This is a genomic window from Pseudomonas sp. GW460-12-10-14-TSB1 (genome assembly GCF_017349775.1).
Lineage (GTDB): Bacteria > Pseudomonadota > Gammaproteobacteria > Pseudomonadales > Pseudomonadaceae > Aquipseudomonas > Aquipseudomonas piscium.
The window spans coordinates 309,729-328,357 of sequence record NZ_JACNAC010000001.1 but is presented as its reverse complement, the minus strand read 5'-3'; the positions used below and the strand labels follow the sequence as shown (position 1 = coordinate 328,357).

Annotated in this window: 18 protein-coding genes; 11 read left to right on the top strand and 7 right to left on the bottom strand. The window is 64.9% G+C overall.

Features of this window, described 5'->3' with window-relative positions; genetic code table 11:
- Nucleotides 1-309 precede the first annotated feature (309 nt).
- The 3 genes from J4D52_RS01425 (at nucleotide 310) to J4D52_RS01415 (ending at nucleotide 3,660) form a co-directional block, all read left to right on the top strand.
- Nucleotides 310-1,392, top strand: a complete 1,083-nt coding sequence (locus J4D52_RS01425) for a BMP family ABC transporter substrate-binding protein (RefSeq protein WP_102676001.1) — start codon at nucleotides 310-312, stop codon at nucleotides 1,390-1,392.
- Nucleotides 1,393-1,528: 136 nt separating this feature from the next.
- A complete protein-coding gene (locus tag J4D52_RS01420; protein ID WP_102676000.1) occupies nucleotides 1,529-2,494 on the top strand; it encodes a 2-oxoglutarate and iron-dependent oxygenase domain-containing protein in 966 nt (321 codons plus the stop codon).
- 212 nt (nucleotides 2,495-2,706) lie between these two features.
- Nucleotides 2,707-3,660 carry an adenosine deaminase gene (locus tag J4D52_RS01415; RefSeq protein WP_025807919.1) on the top strand — a complete coding sequence of 318 codons (954 nt, stop codon included), beginning with the start codon at nucleotides 2,707-2,709 and terminating at the stop codon, nucleotides 3,658-3,660.
- A gap of 138 nt (nucleotides 3,661-3,798) precedes the next feature.
- Here the strand turns inward: J4D52_RS01415 and J4D52_RS01410 are convergent, their stop codons facing one another.
- Nucleotides 3,799-5,175, bottom strand: a complete 1,377-nt coding sequence (locus tag J4D52_RS01410; RefSeq protein ID WP_063428166.1) for an MFS transporter — start codon at nucleotides 5,173-5,175, stop codon at nucleotides 3,799-3,801.
- A gap of 109 nt (nucleotides 5,176-5,284) precedes the next feature.
- The gene (locus J4D52_RS01405; RefSeq protein WP_063428194.1) at nucleotides 5,285-6,214 is read right to left on the bottom strand and encodes a LysR family transcriptional regulator; all 930 of its coding nucleotides are present in this window, start codon (nucleotides 6,212-6,214) and stop codon (nucleotides 5,285-5,287) included.
- A gap of 133 nt (nucleotides 6,215-6,347) precedes the next feature.
- Between J4D52_RS01405 and J4D52_RS01400 the strand changes: the two genes are divergently transcribed.
- From J4D52_RS01400 to J4D52_RS01390, 3 genes are all read left to right on the top strand, one after another.
- Nucleotides 6,348-6,641: a putative quinol monooxygenase gene (locus tag J4D52_RS01400; protein WP_025807922.1), complete on the top strand. Its 294-nt coding sequence runs from the start codon at nucleotides 6,348-6,350 to the stop codon at nucleotides 6,639-6,641.
- Between the two features lie 32 nt (nucleotides 6,642-6,673).
- Complete coding sequence (locus J4D52_RS01395) at nucleotides 6,674-7,687, top strand: zinc-binding alcohol dehydrogenase family protein (protein ID WP_102675999.1); 1,014 nt, start codon at nucleotides 6,674-6,676, stop codon at nucleotides 7,685-7,687.
- A gap of 146 nt (nucleotides 7,688-7,833) precedes the next feature.
- Complete coding sequence (locus tag J4D52_RS01390) at nucleotides 7,834-8,013, top strand: hypothetical protein (protein ID WP_025807924.1); 180 nt, start codon at nucleotides 7,834-7,836, stop codon at nucleotides 8,011-8,013.
- On the opposite strand, the gene J4D52_RS01385 is transcribed toward J4D52_RS01390, so the two are convergent.
- A complete protein-coding gene (locus J4D52_RS01385) occupies nucleotides 8,014-9,210 on the bottom strand; it encodes a multidrug effflux MFS transporter (RefSeq protein WP_025807925.1) in 1,197 nt (398 codons plus the stop codon).
- Nucleotides 9,211-9,316: 106 nt separating this feature from the next.
- Nucleotides 9,317-9,514, bottom strand: coding sequence for a heavy-metal-associated domain-containing protein (locus tag J4D52_RS01380; RefSeq protein WP_007923288.1), 198 nt, complete (start codon nucleotides 9,512-9,514; stop codon nucleotides 9,317-9,319).
- A 147-nt stretch (nucleotides 9,515-9,661) separates the two neighbouring features.
- Between J4D52_RS01380 and J4D52_RS01375 the strand changes: the two genes are divergently transcribed.
- The 3 genes from J4D52_RS01375 to cueR all read left to right on the top strand — a co-directional run bounded on the left by J4D52_RS01375 (nucleotide 9,662) and on the right by cueR (nucleotide 13,008).
- On the top strand, nucleotides 9,662-10,045 hold the full coding sequence (locus J4D52_RS01375; RefSeq protein ID WP_025807926.1) for a hypothetical protein: 384 nt from the start codon (nucleotides 9,662-9,664) through the stop codon (nucleotides 10,043-10,045).
- 168 nt (nucleotides 10,046-10,213) lie between these two features.
- Nucleotides 10,214-12,610, top strand: coding sequence for a heavy metal translocating P-type ATPase (locus tag J4D52_RS01370; RefSeq protein WP_102675998.1), 2,397 nt, complete (start codon nucleotides 10,214-10,216; stop codon nucleotides 12,608-12,610).
- Nucleotides 12,607-13,008 (top strand): Cu(I)-responsive transcriptional regulator, encoded by a 402-nt coding sequence (cueR, locus tag J4D52_RS01365; protein ID WP_016703798.1) that lies wholly within the window; start codon nucleotides 12,607-12,609, stop codon nucleotides 13,006-13,008. The genes J4D52_RS01370 and cueR overlap by 4 nt, the downstream gene beginning before the upstream one ends.
- A gap of 171 nt (nucleotides 13,009-13,179) precedes the next feature.
- On the opposite strand, the gene J4D52_RS01360 is transcribed toward cueR, so the two are convergent.
- Together J4D52_RS01360 and J4D52_RS01355 are read right to left on the bottom strand one after the other, a co-directional pair.
- A complete protein-coding gene (locus tag J4D52_RS01360; RefSeq protein ID WP_102675997.1) occupies nucleotides 13,180-14,076 on the bottom strand; it encodes a PA4780 family RIO1-like protein kinase in 897 nt (298 codons plus the stop codon).
- Between the two features lie 268 nt (nucleotides 14,077-14,344).
- Nucleotides 14,345-15,622 carry an acetyl-CoA C-acetyltransferase gene (locus tag J4D52_RS01355; protein WP_025807929.1) on the bottom strand — a complete coding sequence of 426 codons (1,278 nt, stop codon included), beginning with the start codon at nucleotides 15,620-15,622 and terminating at the stop codon, nucleotides 14,345-14,347.
- 262 nt (nucleotides 15,623-15,884) lie between these two features.
- Here J4D52_RS01355 and J4D52_RS01350 point away from each other — a divergent pair, with 262 nt between their 5' ends.
- Both J4D52_RS01350 and J4D52_RS01345 read left to right on the top strand, forming a co-directional pair.
- Nucleotides 15,885-17,237: a 3-oxoacyl-ACP reductase gene (locus J4D52_RS01350; RefSeq protein WP_063428158.1), complete on the top strand. Its 1,353-nt coding sequence runs from the start codon at nucleotides 15,885-15,887 to the stop codon at nucleotides 17,235-17,237.
- A gap of 2 nt (nucleotides 17,238-17,239) precedes the next feature.
- Complete coding sequence (locus tag J4D52_RS01345; RefSeq protein WP_063428156.1) at nucleotides 17,240-18,094, top strand: MaoC/PaaZ C-terminal domain-containing protein; 855 nt, start codon at nucleotides 17,240-17,242, stop codon at nucleotides 18,092-18,094.
- A 7-nt stretch (nucleotides 18,095-18,101) separates the two neighbouring features.
- On the opposite strand, the gene J4D52_RS01340 is transcribed toward J4D52_RS01345, so the two are convergent.
- Nucleotides 18,102-18,551 (bottom strand): DMT family transporter, encoded by a 450-nt coding sequence (locus tag J4D52_RS01340; RefSeq protein WP_025807932.1) that lies wholly within the window; start codon nucleotides 18,549-18,551, stop codon nucleotides 18,102-18,104.
- Nucleotides 18,552-18,629: the final 78 nt, after the last annotated feature.

The following is an 18,629-nucleotide window of genomic DNA, read 5'->3' as shown; positions in this document are numbered from 1 at the left end:
AGTAAGAGATGAGCTAAGGACTGCATGGAGTCACTAACGTTTCGTTACACCTTAGTGCACCAAGGGTTGGCATGGAGTGGGCGTGGCGCACTGGGTTGGCTCTTGGGCGGCCTTGAGATTGAGCGCGGGCAAGCCTCGCTCCTACAGGATTTACGCCATGCCGGATCCCGTGATCGCCGCGACTCTGTAGGAGCGAGGCTTGCCCGCGAAGGCCTCACCCCGGCCCCCGAAGATTTTGTTGTCCTGTTGGTCAGCTATTTGCATTGAGCCATTCCAGCCTCGCCCCACAACAAAATGGAGTCCGGATTCATGCATAAACGTCCGTTGCAAAAACTGCTGTGCGCCCTCACTGCGGCCATCGGTCTGAGCGTCTCGCTGAGTGCCAGCGCCGCCGATCCGTTGAAGGTCGGCTTCGTCTATATCGGCCCGATCGGCGACCACGGCTGGACCTATCAGCATGAACAGGGGCGCCTGGCGCTGGTGGAGAAATTCGGCGACCGGATCAAGACCAACTACGTGGAGAACGTCGCCGAAGGCGCCGACGCCGAGCGGGTGATCCGCAACATGGCCAAGGACCAGTACGACCTGATCTTCACCACCTCCTTCGGCTACATGAACCCGACCCTGAAAGTCGCCAAGCAGTTTCCCAAAACCACCTTCGAACACGCCACCGGCTACAAGCAGGACAAGAACCTCGGCACCTACCTGGCCCGCACCTATGAAGGTCGCTACGTCGGCGGCTTCCTCGCGGCGAAGATGACCAAGAGCAAGAAGGTCGGCTACATCGCCTCCTTCCCGATCCCGGAAGTGATCCGCGACATCAACGCCATCCAACTGGCCCTGAACAAATACAACCCGGGCACCGAGATCAAGGTGGTGTGGGTCAACTCCTGGTTCGACCCGGGCAAGGAAGCCGACGCCGCCAACGCCCTGATCGACCAGGGCGCCGACGTGATCTTCCAGCACACCGACAGCCCGGCGCCGATCCAGGCCGCCGAACGCCGTGGCGTGTATGCCGTGGGCTACGCCTCGGACATGGCCCACTTCGGGCCCAAAGCGGTGCTGACCTCCATCGTCAACAACTGGGGCCCGCACTACATCCAGGCCACCCAGGGCGTGCTCGAGCACAGCTGGAAATCCCAGGACTACTGGGGCGGCCTGAAGGAAGGCACGGTCCAATTGCCGATCAGCGACCTGGTGCCGGCCGAGGTCAAGCGTGAGGCCGAGCAGATCATCGCCGACATCAAGAGCGGCGCCTTCCACCCGTTCACCGGGCCGATCAAGGATCAGGCCGGCGTGGAAAAACTCGCCGCCGGGGTCAGCGCCAGCAATGCAGAGCTAGCGTCGATGAACTATTACGTGGAAGGCATGAAGGCCGACATTCCGAAATGACTCGCCTGTAGCCGCTGCCGCAGGCTGCGCCAAGGTCCGAAGGACCTTTGCTCGATCTCAAGAGCACGCCCCCTCCGGGGTCGATCGCAGCCTGCGGCAGCGGCTACAGGGCAGTGGCTACCTTGAGAGCATTTATATGAACCAGCTTCCAATCATCGACATCAGCCCGCTCTACGGCGACGACGCCCACGGCTGGAACAGCGTTGCCCAGCAGATCGACCGCGCCTGCCGCGAATGGGGTTTTTTCTATATCAAGGGCCACCCGATCACCTCCGCACGCATCGGCCAGTTACTCGACGCCGCCCGGCAGTTCTTCGCCCTGCCGGCCGCCGAGAAACTCAAGATCGATATCACCCAGACCCGCCACCATCGCGGCTACGGCGCGATCGCCACCGAGCAACTGGACCCGGACAAGCCCAGCGACCTCAAGGAAACCTTCGACATGGGCCTGCACCTGCCGGCCGAACATCCCGAGGTGCTCGCGGAAAAACCGCTGCGCGGCAGCAACCGGCACCCGGATATCGCCGGCTGGGAAACGTTGATGGAGCAGCACTACCTGGACATGCAGGCCCTGGCCCAAACCCTGCTGCGGGCCATGACCCTGGCCCTGGGCATCGAGCGCGACTTTTTCGACAGTCGCTTCAAGGAGCCGGTCAGCGTCCTGCGCCTGATCCATTACCCGCCGCGACACACCGCCAGCAGCGACGAGCAGCAAGGCGCCGGCGCCCACACCGACTACGGCTGCATCACCCTGCTCTACCAGGACAGCGCCGGCGGCCTGCAGGTGCGCAACGTCCAGGGCCAGTGGATCGACGCCCCGCCCATCGAAGGTACCTTCGTGGTCAACCTCGGCGACATGATGGCGCGCTGGAGCAACGATCGTTACCTGTCGACGCCGCACCGGGTGATCAGCCCGCTGGGGGTGGACCGCTACTCGATGCCGTTCTTCGCCGAGCCCCATCCGGATACCCGCATCGAATGCCTGCCCGGCTGCCAGGATGCCGAGCATCCGCCGAAGTACCCGGCCACCACCTGCGCCGAATTCCTCTTGTCGCGGTTTGCCGATACCTATGCCTATCGCCGGGAACTGCAAGCGTCCTGATCGCCCGGTTGGTCAGGTTTTGCCGAATAGTCCGCGTGCGCCTGTAGAATGCCAGCCCTTATGGGCGCGATGAAATCTGACGCGCCCGCGCAGCCCTGGGAAAACCTGGGGCCGGCGCCTGTCATCACACCTTGCGGTTGGCTTTTCGCCGCAGGATGATGGAGCGCAACACGTTCACGCAGCGCTCGACTGCACCTGATGAGATCACACCCATGTACGACTGGCTGAACGCCTTGCCCAAGGCCGAACTGCACCTGCACCTCGAAGGATCCCTCGAGCCCGAGCTGCTGTTCGCCCTGGCCGAACGCAACAAGATCGCCCTGCCCTGGAGCGATGTGGAAACCCTGCGCAAGGCTTATGCCTTCAACAACCTGCAAGAGTTCCTCGACCTGTACTACCAGGGCGCGGGCGTACTGCGCACCTCCCAGGATTTCTACGACCTGACCTGGGCCTACCTGCTGCGCTGCAAAGCGCAGAACGTCATCCACACCGAACCCTTCTTCGATCCGCAGACCCACACCGATCGCGGCATTCCTTTCGAAGTGGTGCTCAACGGCATCGCCAGCGCACTGAAGGATGGCGAGCAGCAACTGGGCATCACCAGCGGCCTGATCCTCAGCTTCCTGCGCCACCTGAGCGAAGACGAAGCGCAGAAAACCCTCGACCAGGCGCTGCCGTTCCGCGAAGCCTTTGTCGCGGTCGGCCTGGACAGTTCGGAAATGGGCCACCCGCCGAGCAAGTTCCAGCGGGTGTTCGATCGTGCCCGCAGCGAAGGTTTCCTCACTGTGGCCCACGCTGGTGAAGAAGGCCCGCCCGAGTACATCTGGGAAGCCCTCGACCTGCTGAAGATCCAGCGCATCGACCACGGCGTGCGCGCCTTCGAGGACGAGCGGCTGATGCAGCGCATCATCGACGAGCAGATCCCGCTGACCGTCTGCCCGCTGTCGAACACCAAGCTCTGCGTGTTCGATCACATGTCGCAGCACAACATCCTCGAGATGCTCGAGCGTGGAGTGAAGGTCACCGTGAACTCCGATGACCCGGCCTACTTCGGCGGCTACGTCACCGAGAATTTCCACGCCCTGTACACCCACCTGGGCATGACCCAGGATCAGGCCAAGCGCCTGGCGCAGAACAGCCTGGATGCGCGGCTGGTCAAGCCGTAAACCCCATCGCGGGCAACCTGCCCGCGATAACCCTGTAGCCGCTGCCGAAGGCTGCGAAAAGGCTCGAAGAGCCTTCCGAGGCTCTCAAGAGCGGCGCCCGCTACGCGGTCGATCGCAGCCTGCGGCAGCGGCTACGGGTCAAACGCCGACTTCGCTCAACTCCTCCAGCGTCTTGCCCCGGGTCTCCATCCCGAACAGCCAGACCACCGCCGCGGCGACCGCGAAACACAGCGCGCCCAGGGCGAACACCCCACCCTGCCCGGTCATCGGGAACACCACGCCGGTCACCAAAGGCCCGAGCAGCGAACCGATGCGCCCCACCGCCGAGGCGAACCCGGAACCGGTAGCCCGCGCCGAGGTGGGATACAACTCGGGCGTGTAGGTGTAGAGCACCGCCCACATGCCGAACAGGAAGAACTGCATCAACAGGCCGGAGCTGATCAACAGCGCCACGTTGCCGCCGAACACCGCGCTCTGCCCGTAGAAAAACGCCATGACCCCACCGCCCAGCAGGGTGATCACGCACACCGGCTTGCGCCCCCAGAGTTCCACCAGCCAGGCGGCCATGAGGAAGCCGGGAATCCCGCCGAGGGAAATCAGCACCGTGTAGTACACCGACTGGGTCACGGCGAAACCCGACTGCTGCAGCAAGGCACTGAGCCACGAGGTCAGGCCATAAAAACCCAGCAGGGCAAAGAACCACACGCTCCAGATCATCATCGTGCGTTGGCGATAGAGCGGCGACCAGATCTCGCGCAAGGCCGAGAAGAAATGCCCCGGCACGCTTTCCACCCGCGGCAGGCGCACCGGCTCGGGCAGATCCGCGCGCTGCAACGAGGCGCGGACCTTATCCTCGATCCGCCGCAGCACCTGGTCGGCATCGGCGTGCCGCCCGGCCTGCTCCAGCCAGCGGGGCGACTCGGGAATGAAGAAACGGATCGCCAGCACGAACACCGCCGGGATCGCCAGGACCAGGAAGATGTCGCGCCAGCCGATCAGTGGCAGCAGGAAGTAGGAGAGCACGCCCGCCGCGACGAAGCCCAGCGGCCAGAAGCCGTCCATCAAGGCGATATAGCGCCCGCGCCGCTTGGCCGGGATCATCTCCGACAACATCGACTGGGCAATGGGAAACTCCATGCCCATACCGATCCCCAGCAGCACCCGGAACAGGGTCAGGCTGTCCACCGTCTGCGCCGTGGAGCACAGGTAACTGGCGATGCCCCAGAGCACGATGCTCCACTGGAACACCGGCTTGCGCCCGAAGCGGTCGGCGAGCATGCCCGACAGTGATGCGCCGACCACCATGCCGAAGAAACTCGAACTGGCCAGCAGGCCGGCCTGGGCTGTGCTCAAGCCGAACTCGGCTTTGATCGAGCCGAGCAGGAAGGTCATCATCGCCAGGTCCATGGAGTCGAAGAAAAACGCCAGGGCGATGATGATGAAAATGACTCGGTGATAACCGCTGATGGGCAAGCGTTCCAGACGCTCCGCCGCACTGTATCCCTGACTTGCCATGCCCCGTCCCCCCGATTGAATGGTCTGCAATCGAGTGTGCAAGATCGACGCCGCCGCTCAGTGCTGGATACGACCTGCCCGCACCCTGCAACGACGCCGCCGGCCAGGGTCAGTGATCGGCGTGGGTGGGCTTGGGGTAGTGCACGGAAATTTCAGCGCAGCGCGCCTGCAACATGTCCCGCAGCAGCTTCACCGGTTTGCTCAGCTGCGCCCGATGGGCGCACAACAGGTTCAGCGGTGCCCGTTCGCAGCGCAGCTCCGGCATCAGCACCTTGAGCCGCCCGGCCAGCACATCGGCCGCCACGTCGAGCCAGGACTTGTAGGCAATGCCCCGCCCCGCCACCGCCCACAGGCGCACCACATCGGCATCGTCGCTGAAGCGATCGCCGCTGACCGTCAGGCCGACCTCGCGCTTGCCGTCATGGAAACTCCAGTGGTCGTGCACCCGGCTGCCGAGCATGTAGAGCAGGCAATTGTGCTGGGCCAGTTGCTCCAACTGACGCGGCTCGCCATGGCGGGCCAGGTAGTCGGGGGCGGCCACCAGCACCCGGCGGTTCTGCGGCGCGACCGGCAGGGCCACCAGGCTGGAGTCTTCCGGTTCGCCGTAACGCAGGGCGATGTCCACCGGTTGGCGAAACAGGTCGGCAATGCGGTCGCCCAGCAGCAGGCGCACCGTGAGTTTGGGATGCTCCAGCTGGAACTGGTCGAGCCAGGGCAACAACAGGTTGCGGCCGAAATCCGAAGGCGCGGACAGCTGGAGAACGCCGCTGACCTGGTCCTGCCCGCTGGCCAGCAGGCGCCGCCCTTCCTCCAAATTGCTCAGGGCCGCGCGGGCGTATTCAAGAAACCCTTCGCCCTCGGCGGTCAGGCGCAGGCTGCGGGTCGAACGCGCCAGCAGCCGGGCGCCGAGTTGCTGCTCGATACGCTTGAGGGCGGCGCTGGCCACCGCCGCCGACAGGTCCATGACCCGCGCCGCGGCGGACAGGCTGCCGAGGTCGGCGGCGCGCACGAACAATTGCAGGTCATCGAATCGCAGCATCTGGTTCACCGGGCATTATCAAAAAAATATTGAAAGAGACTGCTGTTTTAGCCGGTTTTATCTGCCAGGGAAATGGCCAATGATCAGCGCACTCTCACACCAGCCCGTCATAACCGCCCTGAAGGACACCGCCATGTCGCAAGCCTTTACAGCCATCGCCACCCTTGTCGCAAAGAGCGGCCAGCAGGCCCTGCTCAAACGCGAACTCACAGCCCTGGTGCAACCGAGCCGTGAAGAAGCCGGCTGCCAGTACTACAACCTGCACCAGGATGCCGAAGACCCAGGCACCTTTTATGTACTGGAGCGCTGGGACGATGAGGCGGCCCTGGAGTTTCACAACGCCACGGCGCACTTCCAGCATTTTCTCAGCCAGACCCGCGAAGCAATCGAGCATTTCGAAATCAAGCGCCTGCTGCTGATCCCCTGACCCAACCTTTATCTTCATCAGGAAAACTCACCATGAAAGCCATCGCCTACTACGCCTCCCTGCCGATCAACGATCCCCTGTCCCTGCAAGACATCGAACTGCCGGAACCAGTCGCCGGCCCGCGCGACCTGCTGGTGGAAGTCAAAGCCATCTCGGTCAACCCGGTGGACACCAAGGTCCGCCAGAACGTCCAGCCTGAAGGCGGCGCCGCCAAGGTGCTGGGCTGGGACGTGGCCGGGGTGGTCAAGGCGGTGGGCAGCGAAGTCAGCCTGTTCAAGGCCGGCGACAAGGTGTTCTACGCCGGCTCGATCGCCCGCGCCGGTGGCAACAGCGAACTGCATGTGGTGGACGAACGCATCGTCGGCCATATGCCCAAGAGCCTGGGTTTCGCCGAAGCCGCCGCCCTGCCGCTGACCGCGATCACCGCCTGGGAACTGCTGTTCGAGCGCCTGCAGATCGCCGAAGGCCAGGCCGATCAGCAACAGAGCCTGTTGATCGTCGGCGCGGCCGGCGGCGTCGGTTCGATCCTCACCCAACTGGCCAGCCAGCTCACCGGTCTCAAGGTCATAGGCACTGCCTCGCGCGCCGAAACCCAGGGCTGGGTGCGGGAGCTGGGCGCCGACCTGGTGATCGACCACAGCCAGCCATTGAGCCAGGAGCTGAAGAAGGCCGGCCAGGCCAGCGTCACCCATGTGGCCAGCCTGACCCAGACCGACGCGCACCTGGACGAACTGGTCGAGGCCCTCGCGCCACAGGGTCGGCTGGCGCTGATCGACGATCCGAAAACCCTCGACGTGACCAAGCTCAAGCGCAAGAGCCTGTCGCTGCACTGGGAGTTCATGTACACCCGCTCGCTGTTCGAGACCGCGGACATGCAGGAGCAGCACAAGCTGCTCAATCGAGTCGCCGAGCTGATCGATGCCGGCACCTTGAAGACCACCCTCGGCGAGCACTTCGGCACCATCAACGCGGCCAACCTGCGGCGTGCTCACGCCTTGCTGGAAAGCGGCAAGGCCAAAGGCAAGATCGTGCTGGAAGGGTTCTGAGGCAGGGATCGGACGGCGTCCTGCCGGCTCCGGAAAGGGGCAGGATGCCGTCAGTCCGACAGTTGATCCTTGTCATACTTGTGACCGTATTCGGGTCTACACTGGGGGCCTTTGCAGTGCAAATCTTTTACCCGAGGAGGTCAGCAATGAAGATCCTGATAAAAGAATTGGCAAAATCCCAAGGCACCCAATGGCAGGTTCAACTCGACCAACATGCGGTAACTTTCCGCAGCGAGGCCGAAGCCCGAGCCTTCGCCAATACGCTGGAAACGCGTTTGCACGCCCCCCATCGATTCCCCGAAAGCCAACAGCGCGCCGCCAGCTGATTACAGCTGAGCGGCTTGCAGCGCCCTGGCGTTCTGCAATTTCCGGGTGACCATCGCCAGCGTCACCACCAGAATCCCACACAGGCTGATGACCGTCGCCATCGGCACGGCGCTGCCGTCGTGCAGCACGCCCACCAGCGCCGCGGCGCCGGCCGCCACGCTGAACTGCAGGCAGCCGAGCATCGCCGAGGCACTGCCGGCCCGTGCGCCCTGACCGTTCATGGCACAGGCCGAGGCATTGGGAATGATGCAACCCAGGCTGGCGATGCAGATGAACAGCGGCACCAGCAGCGGCCAGAGTTGTGCCGGGTGCAACGAGCTGACAGCGAGCAGCGCCAGGCCACCCAGCAGATAGATCCACACCGTGCGCGCCAACAGGAACGCAGGACCGCGCTTGGCCAGCAATCGCGCATTGATCTGCGCCACCAGGATGAAGCCGCCGGCGTTGATCCCGAAGAACCAGCCGAAGTGCTCGGCCGGCACACCGTAGAGTTTGATAAAGACGAAAGGCGAACCGGCGATGTAGGCGAACATCCCGGCGATGGCAATGCCCCCGGTCAGGGCATGGCCGAGAAACACCCGGTCAGCCAGCAGCCGACCGTATTGGCGCAAAGCCCCGGACAACGGCTGGCGCGGCACCTGGGCCGGCAGGCTTTCCGGCAAGCCCAGCGCCACCGCCAGGCCGGCCAGGGCGCTGAACAGGGTCAGCATGATGAAGATCGACTGCCAGCCGTAGAGATTCACCAGCAGGCCGCCGAGCATCGGCGCCAGGATCGGCGCCAGGCCCATCACCAGCATCAGCTGGGAAAACACCTTGGCCGAACCCACCGCATCGCACTTGTCGCTGACCACCGCCCGGGAAATCACCATGCCCGCGCAGCCACCGAGCGCCTGGACGAAGCGCGCACCGATCAGCCATTCCAGGTTCGGCGCGTAGGCACAGGCCAGGGACGCCAGGGTGAACAGCCCCACCCCGACCAGCAACGGGATGCGCCGGCCAAAGCGGTCGGCCACGGGGCCGTAGGCCAACTGGCCGATGGACAGGCCGAGGAAGTAGGCCGCCAGGGTCAGCTGGACGTGTTTTTCATCGGTGCCAAAGGCCAGCGCCATCGCCGGGAACGCCGGCAGATAGAAGTCGATGGCCAGAGGACCGAAGGCGCTCAAGGCGCCGAGAATCAGGATTGTGCGAAGGTTCATCAGGCATCCAGGTGCGGGTCGGTCGGCAGTCCGACAGTTTATCCGCGCTTGGAGGCCTTGAACATTCCGATAGGTCGCTAACTATTAAAAAGACCAGGTAAATCCGTCAGGCCAGCTTGACCGCATAGCCTTCTTCGCTGATCAGGCTGATCACCTCGTCGGCGGACAAGCGGCTTTCCACACCCACTTCCCTGGCCCCGAGATCGACCTTGACGCTGGCCGCCGGATCCTTGCTCTGCACCGCCTGAGTGATGGCCCGGACGCAGTGACCGCAGGACATTCCTTCGACATTGAACACTTGCATGACGCTTCTCCTGTTGTGAGGGTTATCGCCAGTCTTGGCCTTGCCACCATGGCAAGGTCAAGTTCCGGATACATCTGCCGGGCTGGCAATAGTCCACGCGCTCGGCCAAGCTTCACCCTCAATGACACGACACTAGGAGATTCAGCCATGCGCTGGTCGGTTATCAGCCTGTTCAGCCTCCTCGGCCTGATCGCGGCCACCCCTTCGGTCAACGCCGCCGGCGAGGACTACGGCGTCCTGATCATTTCCCGGGAACGGCTGGAAGTTGCCACGTCCTGCGAAATCGGCCTGTACATCCAGGACCAGCTGGCGGGCCGGCTGTTCCAGGAACAAGCCACGTCCTTCAACCTGCCGCCGGGAAAAGTCTCGCTGCGCCTGAAACTGCTGCCGGGGCAGATGCCGGGCTGCAACCCGGGCATGCTCGCGCCGGGCTCCCAGGACATCAGCCTCAAGGCCGGCGACGTGCTGAAGTTCCGCATCGCCATGAGCCCGTCGGGCCTGCACCTCCAGCGTACCGGCCTGGGATATTGAGACACCGGGTCGTCGCCTGCGCCCTTTCCCTCCCCGGAACCGGCACGGGCGACGATCCGGGCTTCGCCCACCCCCGAGACAGATTGAAGCACCCCGCACCATGGCGCTTGACCTTGCCAGCATGGCAAGGTTGATCCTGTAGACAACCGTTTACAGGGAGTGTCAGTGATGTCCGAATCAACCACTTTTGACCTGCCGATTGCCGGCATGACCTGCGCCAGCTGCGCCGGGCGCGTGGAACGCGCCTTGAGCAAGGTCGCGGGCGCCATGGCCGTCAGCGTCAACCTCGCCACCGAACAGGCCCGTGTCCAGGCGCCCAGCGACAGCCTGCCGGCGCTGATGGCCGCCGTGCAGGATGCCGGCTACAGCGTGCCGGCCCATAGCCTGGAACTGAACATCGGCGGCATGACCTGCGCCTCCTGCGTCGGCCGCGTGGAACGTGCGCTGAGCAAGGTGGCCGGGGTCACCCGGGTCAGCGTCAACCAGGCCAACGAACGCGCGCACGTCGATCTGCTGGGCCAGGTCGATAGCGCCGACTTGATCGCCGCCATCGACAAGGCCGGCTACTCCGCCACCCTGTGGCAGGCCGAACACCCCGAGCGCGACGATCAGCAGCAACGCCTGCAGCGCGAACGCTGGTCCCTGGTGCTGGCGATCTTGCTGGCCCTGCCGCTGGTACTGCCCATGGTGGTGCAACCCTTTGGCCTGCACTGGATGCTGCCGGCCTGGGCGCAGTTCGTCCTGGCCACACCGGTGCAATTCATCTTCGGTGCGCGTTTTTATGTCGCCGCCTGGAAAGCCGTGCGCGCCGGTGCCGGCAACATGGACCTGCTGGTGGCCCTGGGCACCAGCGCCGGTTATGGCTTGAGCCTGTACCAGTGGGCCATCACCCCCGCCGGCGGCATGCCGCACCTGTACTTCGAGGCCTCGGCCGTGGTGATCGCCCTGGTGCTGCTGGGCAAGTACCTGGAAAGCCGCGCCAAGCGCCAGACCGCCAGCGCCATCCGCGCCCTCGAAGCCTTGCGCCCGGAACGGGCGATCCTGGTCGTCGATGGCCGTGAGCGGGACGTGGCGATCAGCACCCTGCGCCTGAATGACCTGGTGCTGGTCAAGCCCGGCGAGCGCTTCCCGGTGGACGGTGAAGTAGTCGAGGGCCAGAGCCATGCCGACGAAGCCCTGATCAGCGGCGAAAGCCTGCCGGTCCCTAAACAACCTGGCGACAAAGTCACCGGCGGCGCCATCAATGGCGAAGGCCGGCTGCTGGTGCGGACCCTGGCCCTCGGCGCAGAAACCGTACTGGCGCGCATCATCCGCCTGGTGGAAGACGCCCAGGCCGGCAAGGCGCCGATCCAGAAGCTGGTGGACCGGGTCAGCCAGGTGTTCGTGCCGGCGGTACTGGTGCTGGCCCTGGCGACGCTGATCGGCTGGTGGCTGTATGGCGCGCCGCTGGAAACCGCGCTGATCAATGCGGTCGCGGTACTGGTCATCGCCTGTCCCTGCGCGCTGGGGCTGGCCACGCCGACCGCTATCATGGCCGGCACCGGCGTCGCCGCCCGCCACGGGATCCTGATCAAGGACGCCGAGGCCCTGGAGCGCGCCCATGAAGTCAGCGCCGTGGTGTTCGACAAGACCGGCACCCTGACCTCCGGCACGCCGCGCATCGCCCACCTGGATGCGGTCGATGGCGACGAAGACCGCCTGCTGCAACTGGCCGGCGCCCTGCAACGCGGCAGCGAACACCCGCTGGCCAAGGCCGTTCTCGACCTGTGCGCCGAACGCCAGCTGGCGGTGGCCGATGTCAGCGCCAGCCAGTCCCTGACCGGTCGCGGCATCGCCGGCACCCTGGACGGCCGCCAACTGGCCCTGGGCAACCGGCGCCTGCTGGAAGAAAGCGGCTTGCAAGCCGGCGACCTGGCAGCCTCGGCCCAGGCCTGGGAAACCGAAGGCCGCACCCTGTCCTGGCTGATCGAACAACAGCCGCAACCCCGTGTACTGGGCCTGTTCGCGTTTGGCGACACCCTCAAGCCCGGCGCCCTGCAAGCGGTGCAACAACTGGGCGCGCGCCATATCGGCAGCCACCTGCTGACCGGCGACAACCGCGGCAGCGCCAAGGTGGTCGCCGAGGCCCTGGGCATCACCAACGTGCACGCCGAAGTGCTGCCGGCCGACAAGGCCGCCACGGTCGCCGAACTGAAAAAGACCGGCGTGGTGGCGATGGTCGGCGACGGCATCAACGACGCCCCGGCCCTGGCCGCCGCCGATATCGGCATCGCCATGGGCGGCGGTACCGATGTGGCGATGCACGCGGCGGGGATCACCCTGATGCGCGGCGACCCGCGACTGGTGCCGGCCGCCCTGGAGATCAGCCGCAAGACCTACGCGAAAATCCGCCAGAACCTGTTCTGGGCCTTCGTCTACAACCTGATCGGCATTCCGCTGGCGGCGTTCGGCCTGCTCAACCCGGTGCTGGCCGGAGCGGCCATGGCGCTGTCCAGCGTCAGCGTGGTGAGCAATGCGCTACTGTTGAAAACCTGGAAACCCAACGACCCGGAGGACGCCCGATGAACATCGGCCAAGCAGCCCGCAAGAGCGGCCTGAGCGCCAAGATGATCCGCTACTACGAGTCCATCGGCCTGCTCAGGCCGGCCCATCGCAGCGACAGCGGCTACCGCCTGTACGGTGACGACGACCTGCACAGCCTGGCCTTTATCAAGCGCTCGCGGGACCTGGGGTTTTCCCTAGAGGAAGTGGGCAAGCTGCTGACCCTGTGGCAAGACCGCCAGCGCGCCAGCGCCGATGTCAAAGCCCTGGCCCGCCAGCACATCGACGAGCTCAACCGGAAAATCGCCGAGCTGGCCGGGTTGCGCGACACCCTGCAGGATCTGGTAAAGCACTGCCACGGCGACCACCGCCCGGATTGTCCGATTCTCAAGGACCTTGCTTCGGGCGGGTGCTGCGCGTGATGTAGTCGCTGCCACAGGCTGTGATCGGCCTGAGCGGCATTCCGTGCGAAGAGGACGTGTTCTTCAAGATCGCTGGAAGGCTCTTCGAGCCTTATCGCAGCCTGCGGCAGCGGCTACGTGATTCACGGGCACAAAAAATCCGGCCAAGGCCGGATTTTTTGTGCCTGTGAATCACTGCATCCAGGGCGGAGGCGGTGGCTCCTCGGACTTGGTCGGTGACGCGTCGTCGGCCATGCGCATGGCCTGGCGCCGCTCCTCGTCCAGGCGCGCCGCCTCGATTTCCCGCAGCACGCCGCCAACATCCGCCAGTTCTTCCGGATCGTCGAACTCGCCGGTCAACACGCTGGCCGGGTGCAGGGTGCCGGCTTCGTACAGCGCCCACATCTCCTTGGCGTAACGGGTGCACTTGAGCTCCGGGGCAAAGCGCCCGAAGTAGGACGCCATGTTGCCGACATCCCGCTCCAGCATGCTGAAGGCGTGGTTGTTGCCCGCAGCATCCACCGCCTGGGGCAGGTCGATGATCACCGGGCCATCGGGGGTCAGCAGCACGTTGAACTCGGACAGGTCACCGTGCACCAGGCCGGTACACAGCATCAGCACGATCTGGGAAATCAGGAAGGCGTGATATTCGCGGGCCTGATCCGGCTCCAGCACCACGTCATTCAGGCGCGGCGCGGCATCGCCGTACTCATCCGCCACCAACTCCATCAGCAGCACGCCTTCGAGGAAGTCGAACGGCTTGGGCACCCGCACGCCGGCGTTGGCCAGGCGGAACAGCGCCGCCACTTCGGCGTTCTGCCAGGCGTCTTCGGCCTCCTTGCGGCCGAACTTGGACCCCTTGGCCATCGCGCGAGCCTGACGGCTGTTGCGCACCTTGCGGCCTTCCTGATACTCGGCCGCCTGACGAAAACTTCGTTTGTTCGCCTCCTTGTAAACCTTGGCGCAACGTAATTCGTTGCCGCAGCGCACCACATAAACAGCTGCTTCTTTACCACTCATGAGTGGGCGCAGCACCTCGTCGACCAGACCGTCCTCGATCAGGGGTTCAATGCGTTTTGGAGTCTTCATCAGCTTTTATCAGGGGTCCTTTATTACCAAACACGCGAATGTCACTCGTTATACGGCAATCCTCGCACCACGGGGAGAGGTTACCGACCTACGACAGTGCGGATGCACTCAATGTGCCAGGTCAACCCATCATATCGACAGGCTCGACCGACCAGGATCATAGCCGAGTGCTCACCATCTGCTCGTCGCCGAAAGCCAAGACACAGGAGACAGAAGCTGACGAGCGCTTCGCGCTCGATCGCGAGCAAGGGCTGCCCAACCCGGGCCCTCAGCGCTCGACAATCGCCGTCACACCCTGGCCACCGGCGGCGCAGATCGAAATCAGGCCACGTCCCTTCCCCGCCACCTCCAGCAGCTTCGCCAGGTTGGCGACAATGCGCCCGCCGGTGGCGGCGAACGGATGCCCGGCGGCCAGCGAACTGCCTTTGACATTCAGCCGGCTGCGGTCAATGGAACCCAAGGGCGCGTCCAGCCCCAGGCGGCTCTTGCAGTAATCCCCATCCTCCCAGGCCTTGAGCGTGCACAGCACCTGCGCGGCGAAAGCCTCATGGATTTCGTAGTAATCGAAGTCCTGCAGCGTCAGACCGTTGCGCGCCAGCAAGCGCGGCACCGCGTAGACCGGGGCCATCAGCAGCCCTTCCGCGCCGTGGACGAAGTCCACCGCCGCCGCCTCGCCGTCGCGCAAATAAGCCAGGATCGGCAAGCCACGTTCCTTCGCCCATTCCTCGCTGCCCAACAGCACCAGGGACGCGCCATCGGTCAGCGGCGTGGAGTTGCCCGCGGTCAGGGTGCCCTTGTCGCTGCGTTCGAACACTGGCTGCAGTGACGCCAGCTTTTCCAGGGTCAGGTCCGGACGCAGATTGTTGTCGCGGGTCAGGCCGAGAAAGGGAGTCATCAGATCGTCGTGCCAGCCCTCGGCATAGGCGGCGGCCATTTTCTGATGGCTCTCCAGCGCTAGTTGATCCTGCTCGTCGCGGGGAATGTTCCAGGTCTGTGCCATCAGCTCGCAGTGCTGGCCCATGGACAAGCCGGTACGCGGCTCGCCATTGCGCGGCAGTTCCGGCTTGAGGTGCTGGGGTCGCAGTTGCAGGAAGGTCTTGAGTTTGTCGCCCAGGGTCTTGCCGCGGTTGGCCTGCAGCAGGATCTTGCGCAGCCCTTCGTTGACCCCGATCGGTGCGTCCGAGGTGGTATCGACGCCGCCGGCAATGCCGCAGTCGATCTGCCCCAGGGCGATCTTGTTGGCCACCAGCAACGCCGCTTCCAGGCCGGTGCCGCAGGCTTGCTGGATATCGTAGGCCGGGGTGGTCGGCGACAGCCGCGAGCCGAGCACGCATTCGCGGGTCAGGTTGAAATCCCGGGAATGCTTGAGCACCGCGCCAGCGGCCACCTCGCCCATGCGCAGGCCGTGCAGGCGGTAGCGTTCGATCAGGCCTTCCAGGGCCGCGGTCAGCATCGCCTGGTTGCTCGCGGTGGCGTAAGGCCCATTGGAACGGGCAAAGGGGATGCGGTTGCCGCCGATAATCGCAACACGACGCAGCTGAGTCATGGAAAGCTCCCTATTCTGTGAATGGCACAACCGACAAGCGTAGGTTCTGTACGAAAAGTCGCCGAGCGGCGATCAGGCAAGGCAAAAACAGGCGAGGAAGCGGAGTGTAGGGGCCTACATGAGCATTCCGAGCCTGTTTTTAACGCAGCATGATCGACGCGCAGGCAGTTTACGTACAGAACCTAGGTTGTATCTCATGGATCGAACGACCTAAGGCCCCTCGTGGTCCACACTTTGAACCCCAGTTCCTGGAGAGTGTTCCATGTCAGATCGCTACATCGACTTCGCCAACTCGTCCATCGGCCACCGCCTGGTCGGGGCCCTTGGCCTGCCGTCGCCGGTGCGTCTGGAGCGCTGGCAGGCCGGCCGCATGCGTCCGGTCGAGGGGGCGCTGCTGATCGGCGGCGGCCCGCTGACCCAACAGGTCGGCACCATCGCCCCGCGGCTGACCGAGAGCATCTACAGCTACGGCACCGATCCGACCCTCGCCACCGCCTGGATTCCCGGCCACGGCCCCAGGCTCAAGGCCGTGGTGTTCGACGCCAGCGACCTCCTGCAGACCGACCAGCTCAAGCAATTGCGCGAATTTTTCCAGCCGCTGATGAAAAACCTCGAGCCCAGCGCACACCTGGTGATCCTCGGCCGCGCCCCGGAAACCCTCGGCGATCCGTTCGCCGCCAGCGCCCAGCGTGCCCTGGAGGGCTTCAGCCGTTCCCTGGCCAAGGAGCTGCGCAGCGGCGCCACCCTGCAATTGCTGTATGTCGGTGACGGTGCCGAAAGCCAGCTGGAAGGCGCGCTGCGCTTCTTCCTCTCGCCGAAAAGCGCTTACATCTCAGGCCAGGCGATCCGCCTGAACCCCTGCGCCACCCAGGTCCAGGACTGGACCCGGCCCCTGGCCGGCGCGCGAGCACTGGTCACCGGCGCGGCGCGCGGCATCGGCGCCTCGATCGCCGAGACCCTGGCCCGGGATGGCGCCCAGGTGGTGCTGCTGGACGTGCCCGCCGCCAAGACCGATCTCGAAGCCCTGGCCGCGCGCCTGGGCGGCCACGCGATCACCCTGGATATCTGCGCCGAAGACGCCGCGCCGCGACTGGTGGAACAGTTGCCGGACGGCATCGATATCCTGGTACACAACGCCGGGATCACCCGCGACAAGACCCTGGCCAACATGACTCCGGAATTCTGGGACGCGGTGCTGGCGGTCAACCTCAACGCCCCGCAGGTGCTGACCAAGGCGCTGCTGGACAGCGGCACCCTGCACGACAACGGCCGGGTGATCCTGCTGGCGTCCATCAGCGGCATCGCCGGCAATCGCGGGCAGACCAACTATGCGGCGAGCAAGGCCGGGCTGATCGGCCTGTCCCAGTCCTGGGCTCCGCTGCTGCGGGAGCGCGGCATCAGCATCAACGCGGTGGCCCCGGGTTTTATCGAAACCCAGATGACCGCGCACATTCCGTTCGCCCTGCGCGAGGCCGGGCGGCGCATGAGTTCGCTGGGGCAAGGCGGCCTGCCGCAGGACGTCGCCGAAGCCGTGGCCTGGCTCGGCCAGCCGGGCAGCGGCGCGGTCACCGGGCAAGCGCTGCGAATCTGTGGGCAAAGCGTATTGGGAGCCTGAACATGAGCCTGCAATGGAATGAGCTGGATACCCCGCCGAACCTGCCCGAGCTGTACTGGAAGGCCGCAACCCGCCGCAAAATCACCGGCACCGAGCTGCCTGAATATGGCCTGCGCCGCCAGGTGAGCGTGCAACCGGCGAAGCTTGCGGCCTATCGCCAGGTCTGCGGTTTTGCCGAGAACGGCCTGCTGCCGCCGACCTATCCCCACGTGCTGGCGTTCGCCCTGCAGATGCAATTACTGACCGCCAAGGACTTCCCCTTCCCGCTACTGGGGTTGATCCATCTGGCCAACCGCATTCGCATCCTGCGGCCCATGGGTGGGGTCGGCGACCTGAGGGTCGGGGTGCGTGTGGACAACTTGCAGCCCCATGCCAAAGGCGCGGTGTTCGATCTGTTGACCAGCGTCGACGACGCCCTCGGGCCTCTGTGGGAAGCACAAAGCCGGATGCTCTGTCGGGGCGTGAAACTGTCGGGCGAAGCCCAGGCGGAAGAGCCCCAGGGCGAGGCCAGCCTCAGCGAGCTGATGCGCTGGCAAGCTCCCGCCGATATCGGCCGGCGTTACGCCCGGGTATCCGGCGACTACAACCCGATTCACCTGAGCGCGGTGAGCGCCAGAATGTTCGGCTTCCCCCGGGCCATCGCCCACGGTCTGTGGAACAAGGCGCGAACCCTGGCGGCGTTGAGCGAGCATTTGCCGGCGGCCAATATCGAGATCGCCGTGGACTTCAGAAAGCCGGTGCGCCTGCCCAGCGAGGTGTGCCTGCTGGCAAGCGCCGCGGGTTCGAGCGGTGACCTGCGCCTGACCGGCACGGGCGACCTGGAGCATATGAGCGGGCATTGGCAACCGCTGGCCTGAGCCCGCTTCAACCGCGACGAATCAGGAACACCCCCGCCAGGATCAGCACCAGCCCGGCAATCTTGCCGAGGCTGATGGGTGCCTCGCGAAAACCCGCCCAACCGAAATGGTCCAGCGCCAGGGCCATGCCCAACTGCCCGGCGAGCACTAGAGCCATGAACAGCATGGCGCCGATCCGCGGGCCGGCGAAAGCCGCGGTGGCAATGAAAAACGCCCCCAGCAGGCCGCCGCACCAGTGCCACCAGGTCAGGCTTTTCAAGGCACTCAGGCCGGGCACTTCGCGCTGGGCCATGGCCAGGATCAGCAAGGCCGCAGTACCGACAAAAAACGAGATCAGCGCCGCCGCCAGCACGCTGGAAACCTGCTTGGCCAATTGACCGTTGATTCCCGCTTGCAGGGGTAGGAAAGCACCGGCAATCACCGGCAGGCAAAGCAGCCACCAGACAGGGGCAGGCATAAAGTTTCTCCATAAAAAAGCCAGGCTGCGGATTATAAGGCAAGTTGACGCCAAATCCGTGACGGGGCCGCCAGACAA

Excerpts from the sequence above, each read along its gene's own strand:
- J4D52_RS01410 (WP_063428166.1), bottom strand. The coding sequence starts at position 5,175 with ATGGCAAGTCAGGGATACAGTGCGGCGGAGCGTCTGGAACGCTTGCCC.
- J4D52_RS01345 (WP_063428156.1), top strand. The coding sequence starts at position 17,240 with ATGAGCCTGCAATGGAATGAGCTGGATACCCCGCCGAACCTGCCCGAG.
- J4D52_RS01370 (WP_102675998.1), top strand. The coding sequence starts at position 10,214 with ATGTCCGAATCAACCACTTTTGACCTGCCGATTGCCGGCATGACCTGC.
- J4D52_RS01415 (WP_025807919.1), top strand. The coding sequence starts at position 2,707 with ATGTACGACTGGCTGAACGCCTTGCCCAAGGCCGAACTGCACCTGCAC.
- J4D52_RS01360 (WP_102675997.1), bottom strand. The coding sequence starts at position 14,076 with ATGAAGACTCCAAAACGCATTGAACCCCTGATCGAGGACGGTCTGGTC.
- J4D52_RS01340 (WP_025807932.1), bottom strand. The coding sequence starts at position 18,551 with ATGCCTGCCCCTGTCTGGTGGCTGCTTTGCCTGCCGGTGATTGCCGGT.
- J4D52_RS01400 (WP_025807922.1), top strand. The coding sequence starts at position 6,348 with ATGTCGCAAGCCTTTACAGCCATCGCCACCCTTGTCGCAAAGAGCGGC.
- J4D52_RS01380 (WP_007923288.1), bottom strand. The coding sequence starts at position 9,514 with ATGCAAGTGTTCAATGTCGAAGGAATGTCCTGCGGTCACTGCGTCCGG.
- cueR (WP_016703798.1), top strand. The coding sequence starts at position 12,607 with ATGAACATCGGCCAAGCAGCCCGCAAGAGCGGCCTGAGCGCCAAGATG.
- J4D52_RS01420 (WP_102676000.1), top strand. The coding sequence starts at position 1,529 with ATGAACCAGCTTCCAATCATCGACATCAGCCCGCTCTACGGCGACGAC.
- J4D52_RS01390 (WP_025807924.1), top strand. The coding sequence starts at position 7,834 with ATGAAGATCCTGATAAAAGAATTGGCAAAATCCCAAGGCACCCAATGG.
- J4D52_RS01405 (WP_063428194.1), bottom strand. The coding sequence starts at position 6,214 with ATGCTGCGATTCGATGACCTGCAATTGTTCGTGCGCGCCGCCGACCTC.
- J4D52_RS01355 (WP_025807929.1), bottom strand. The coding sequence starts at position 15,622 with ATGACTCAGCTGCGTCGTGTTGCGATTATCGGCGGCAACCGCATCCCC.
- J4D52_RS01395 (WP_102675999.1), top strand. The coding sequence starts at position 6,674 with ATGAAAGCCATCGCCTACTACGCCTCCCTGCCGATCAACGATCCCCTG.
- J4D52_RS01375 (WP_025807926.1), top strand. The coding sequence starts at position 9,662 with ATGCGCTGGTCGGTTATCAGCCTGTTCAGCCTCCTCGGCCTGATCGCG.
- J4D52_RS01385 (WP_025807925.1), bottom strand. The coding sequence starts at position 9,210 with ATGAACCTTCGCACAATCCTGATTCTCGGCGCCTTGAGCGCCTTCGGT.
- J4D52_RS01350 (WP_063428158.1), top strand. The coding sequence starts at position 15,885 with ATGTCAGATCGCTACATCGACTTCGCCAACTCGTCCATCGGCCACCGC.
- J4D52_RS01425 (WP_102676001.1), top strand. The coding sequence starts at position 310 with ATGCATAAACGTCCGTTGCAAAAACTGCTGTGCGCCCTCACTGCGGCC.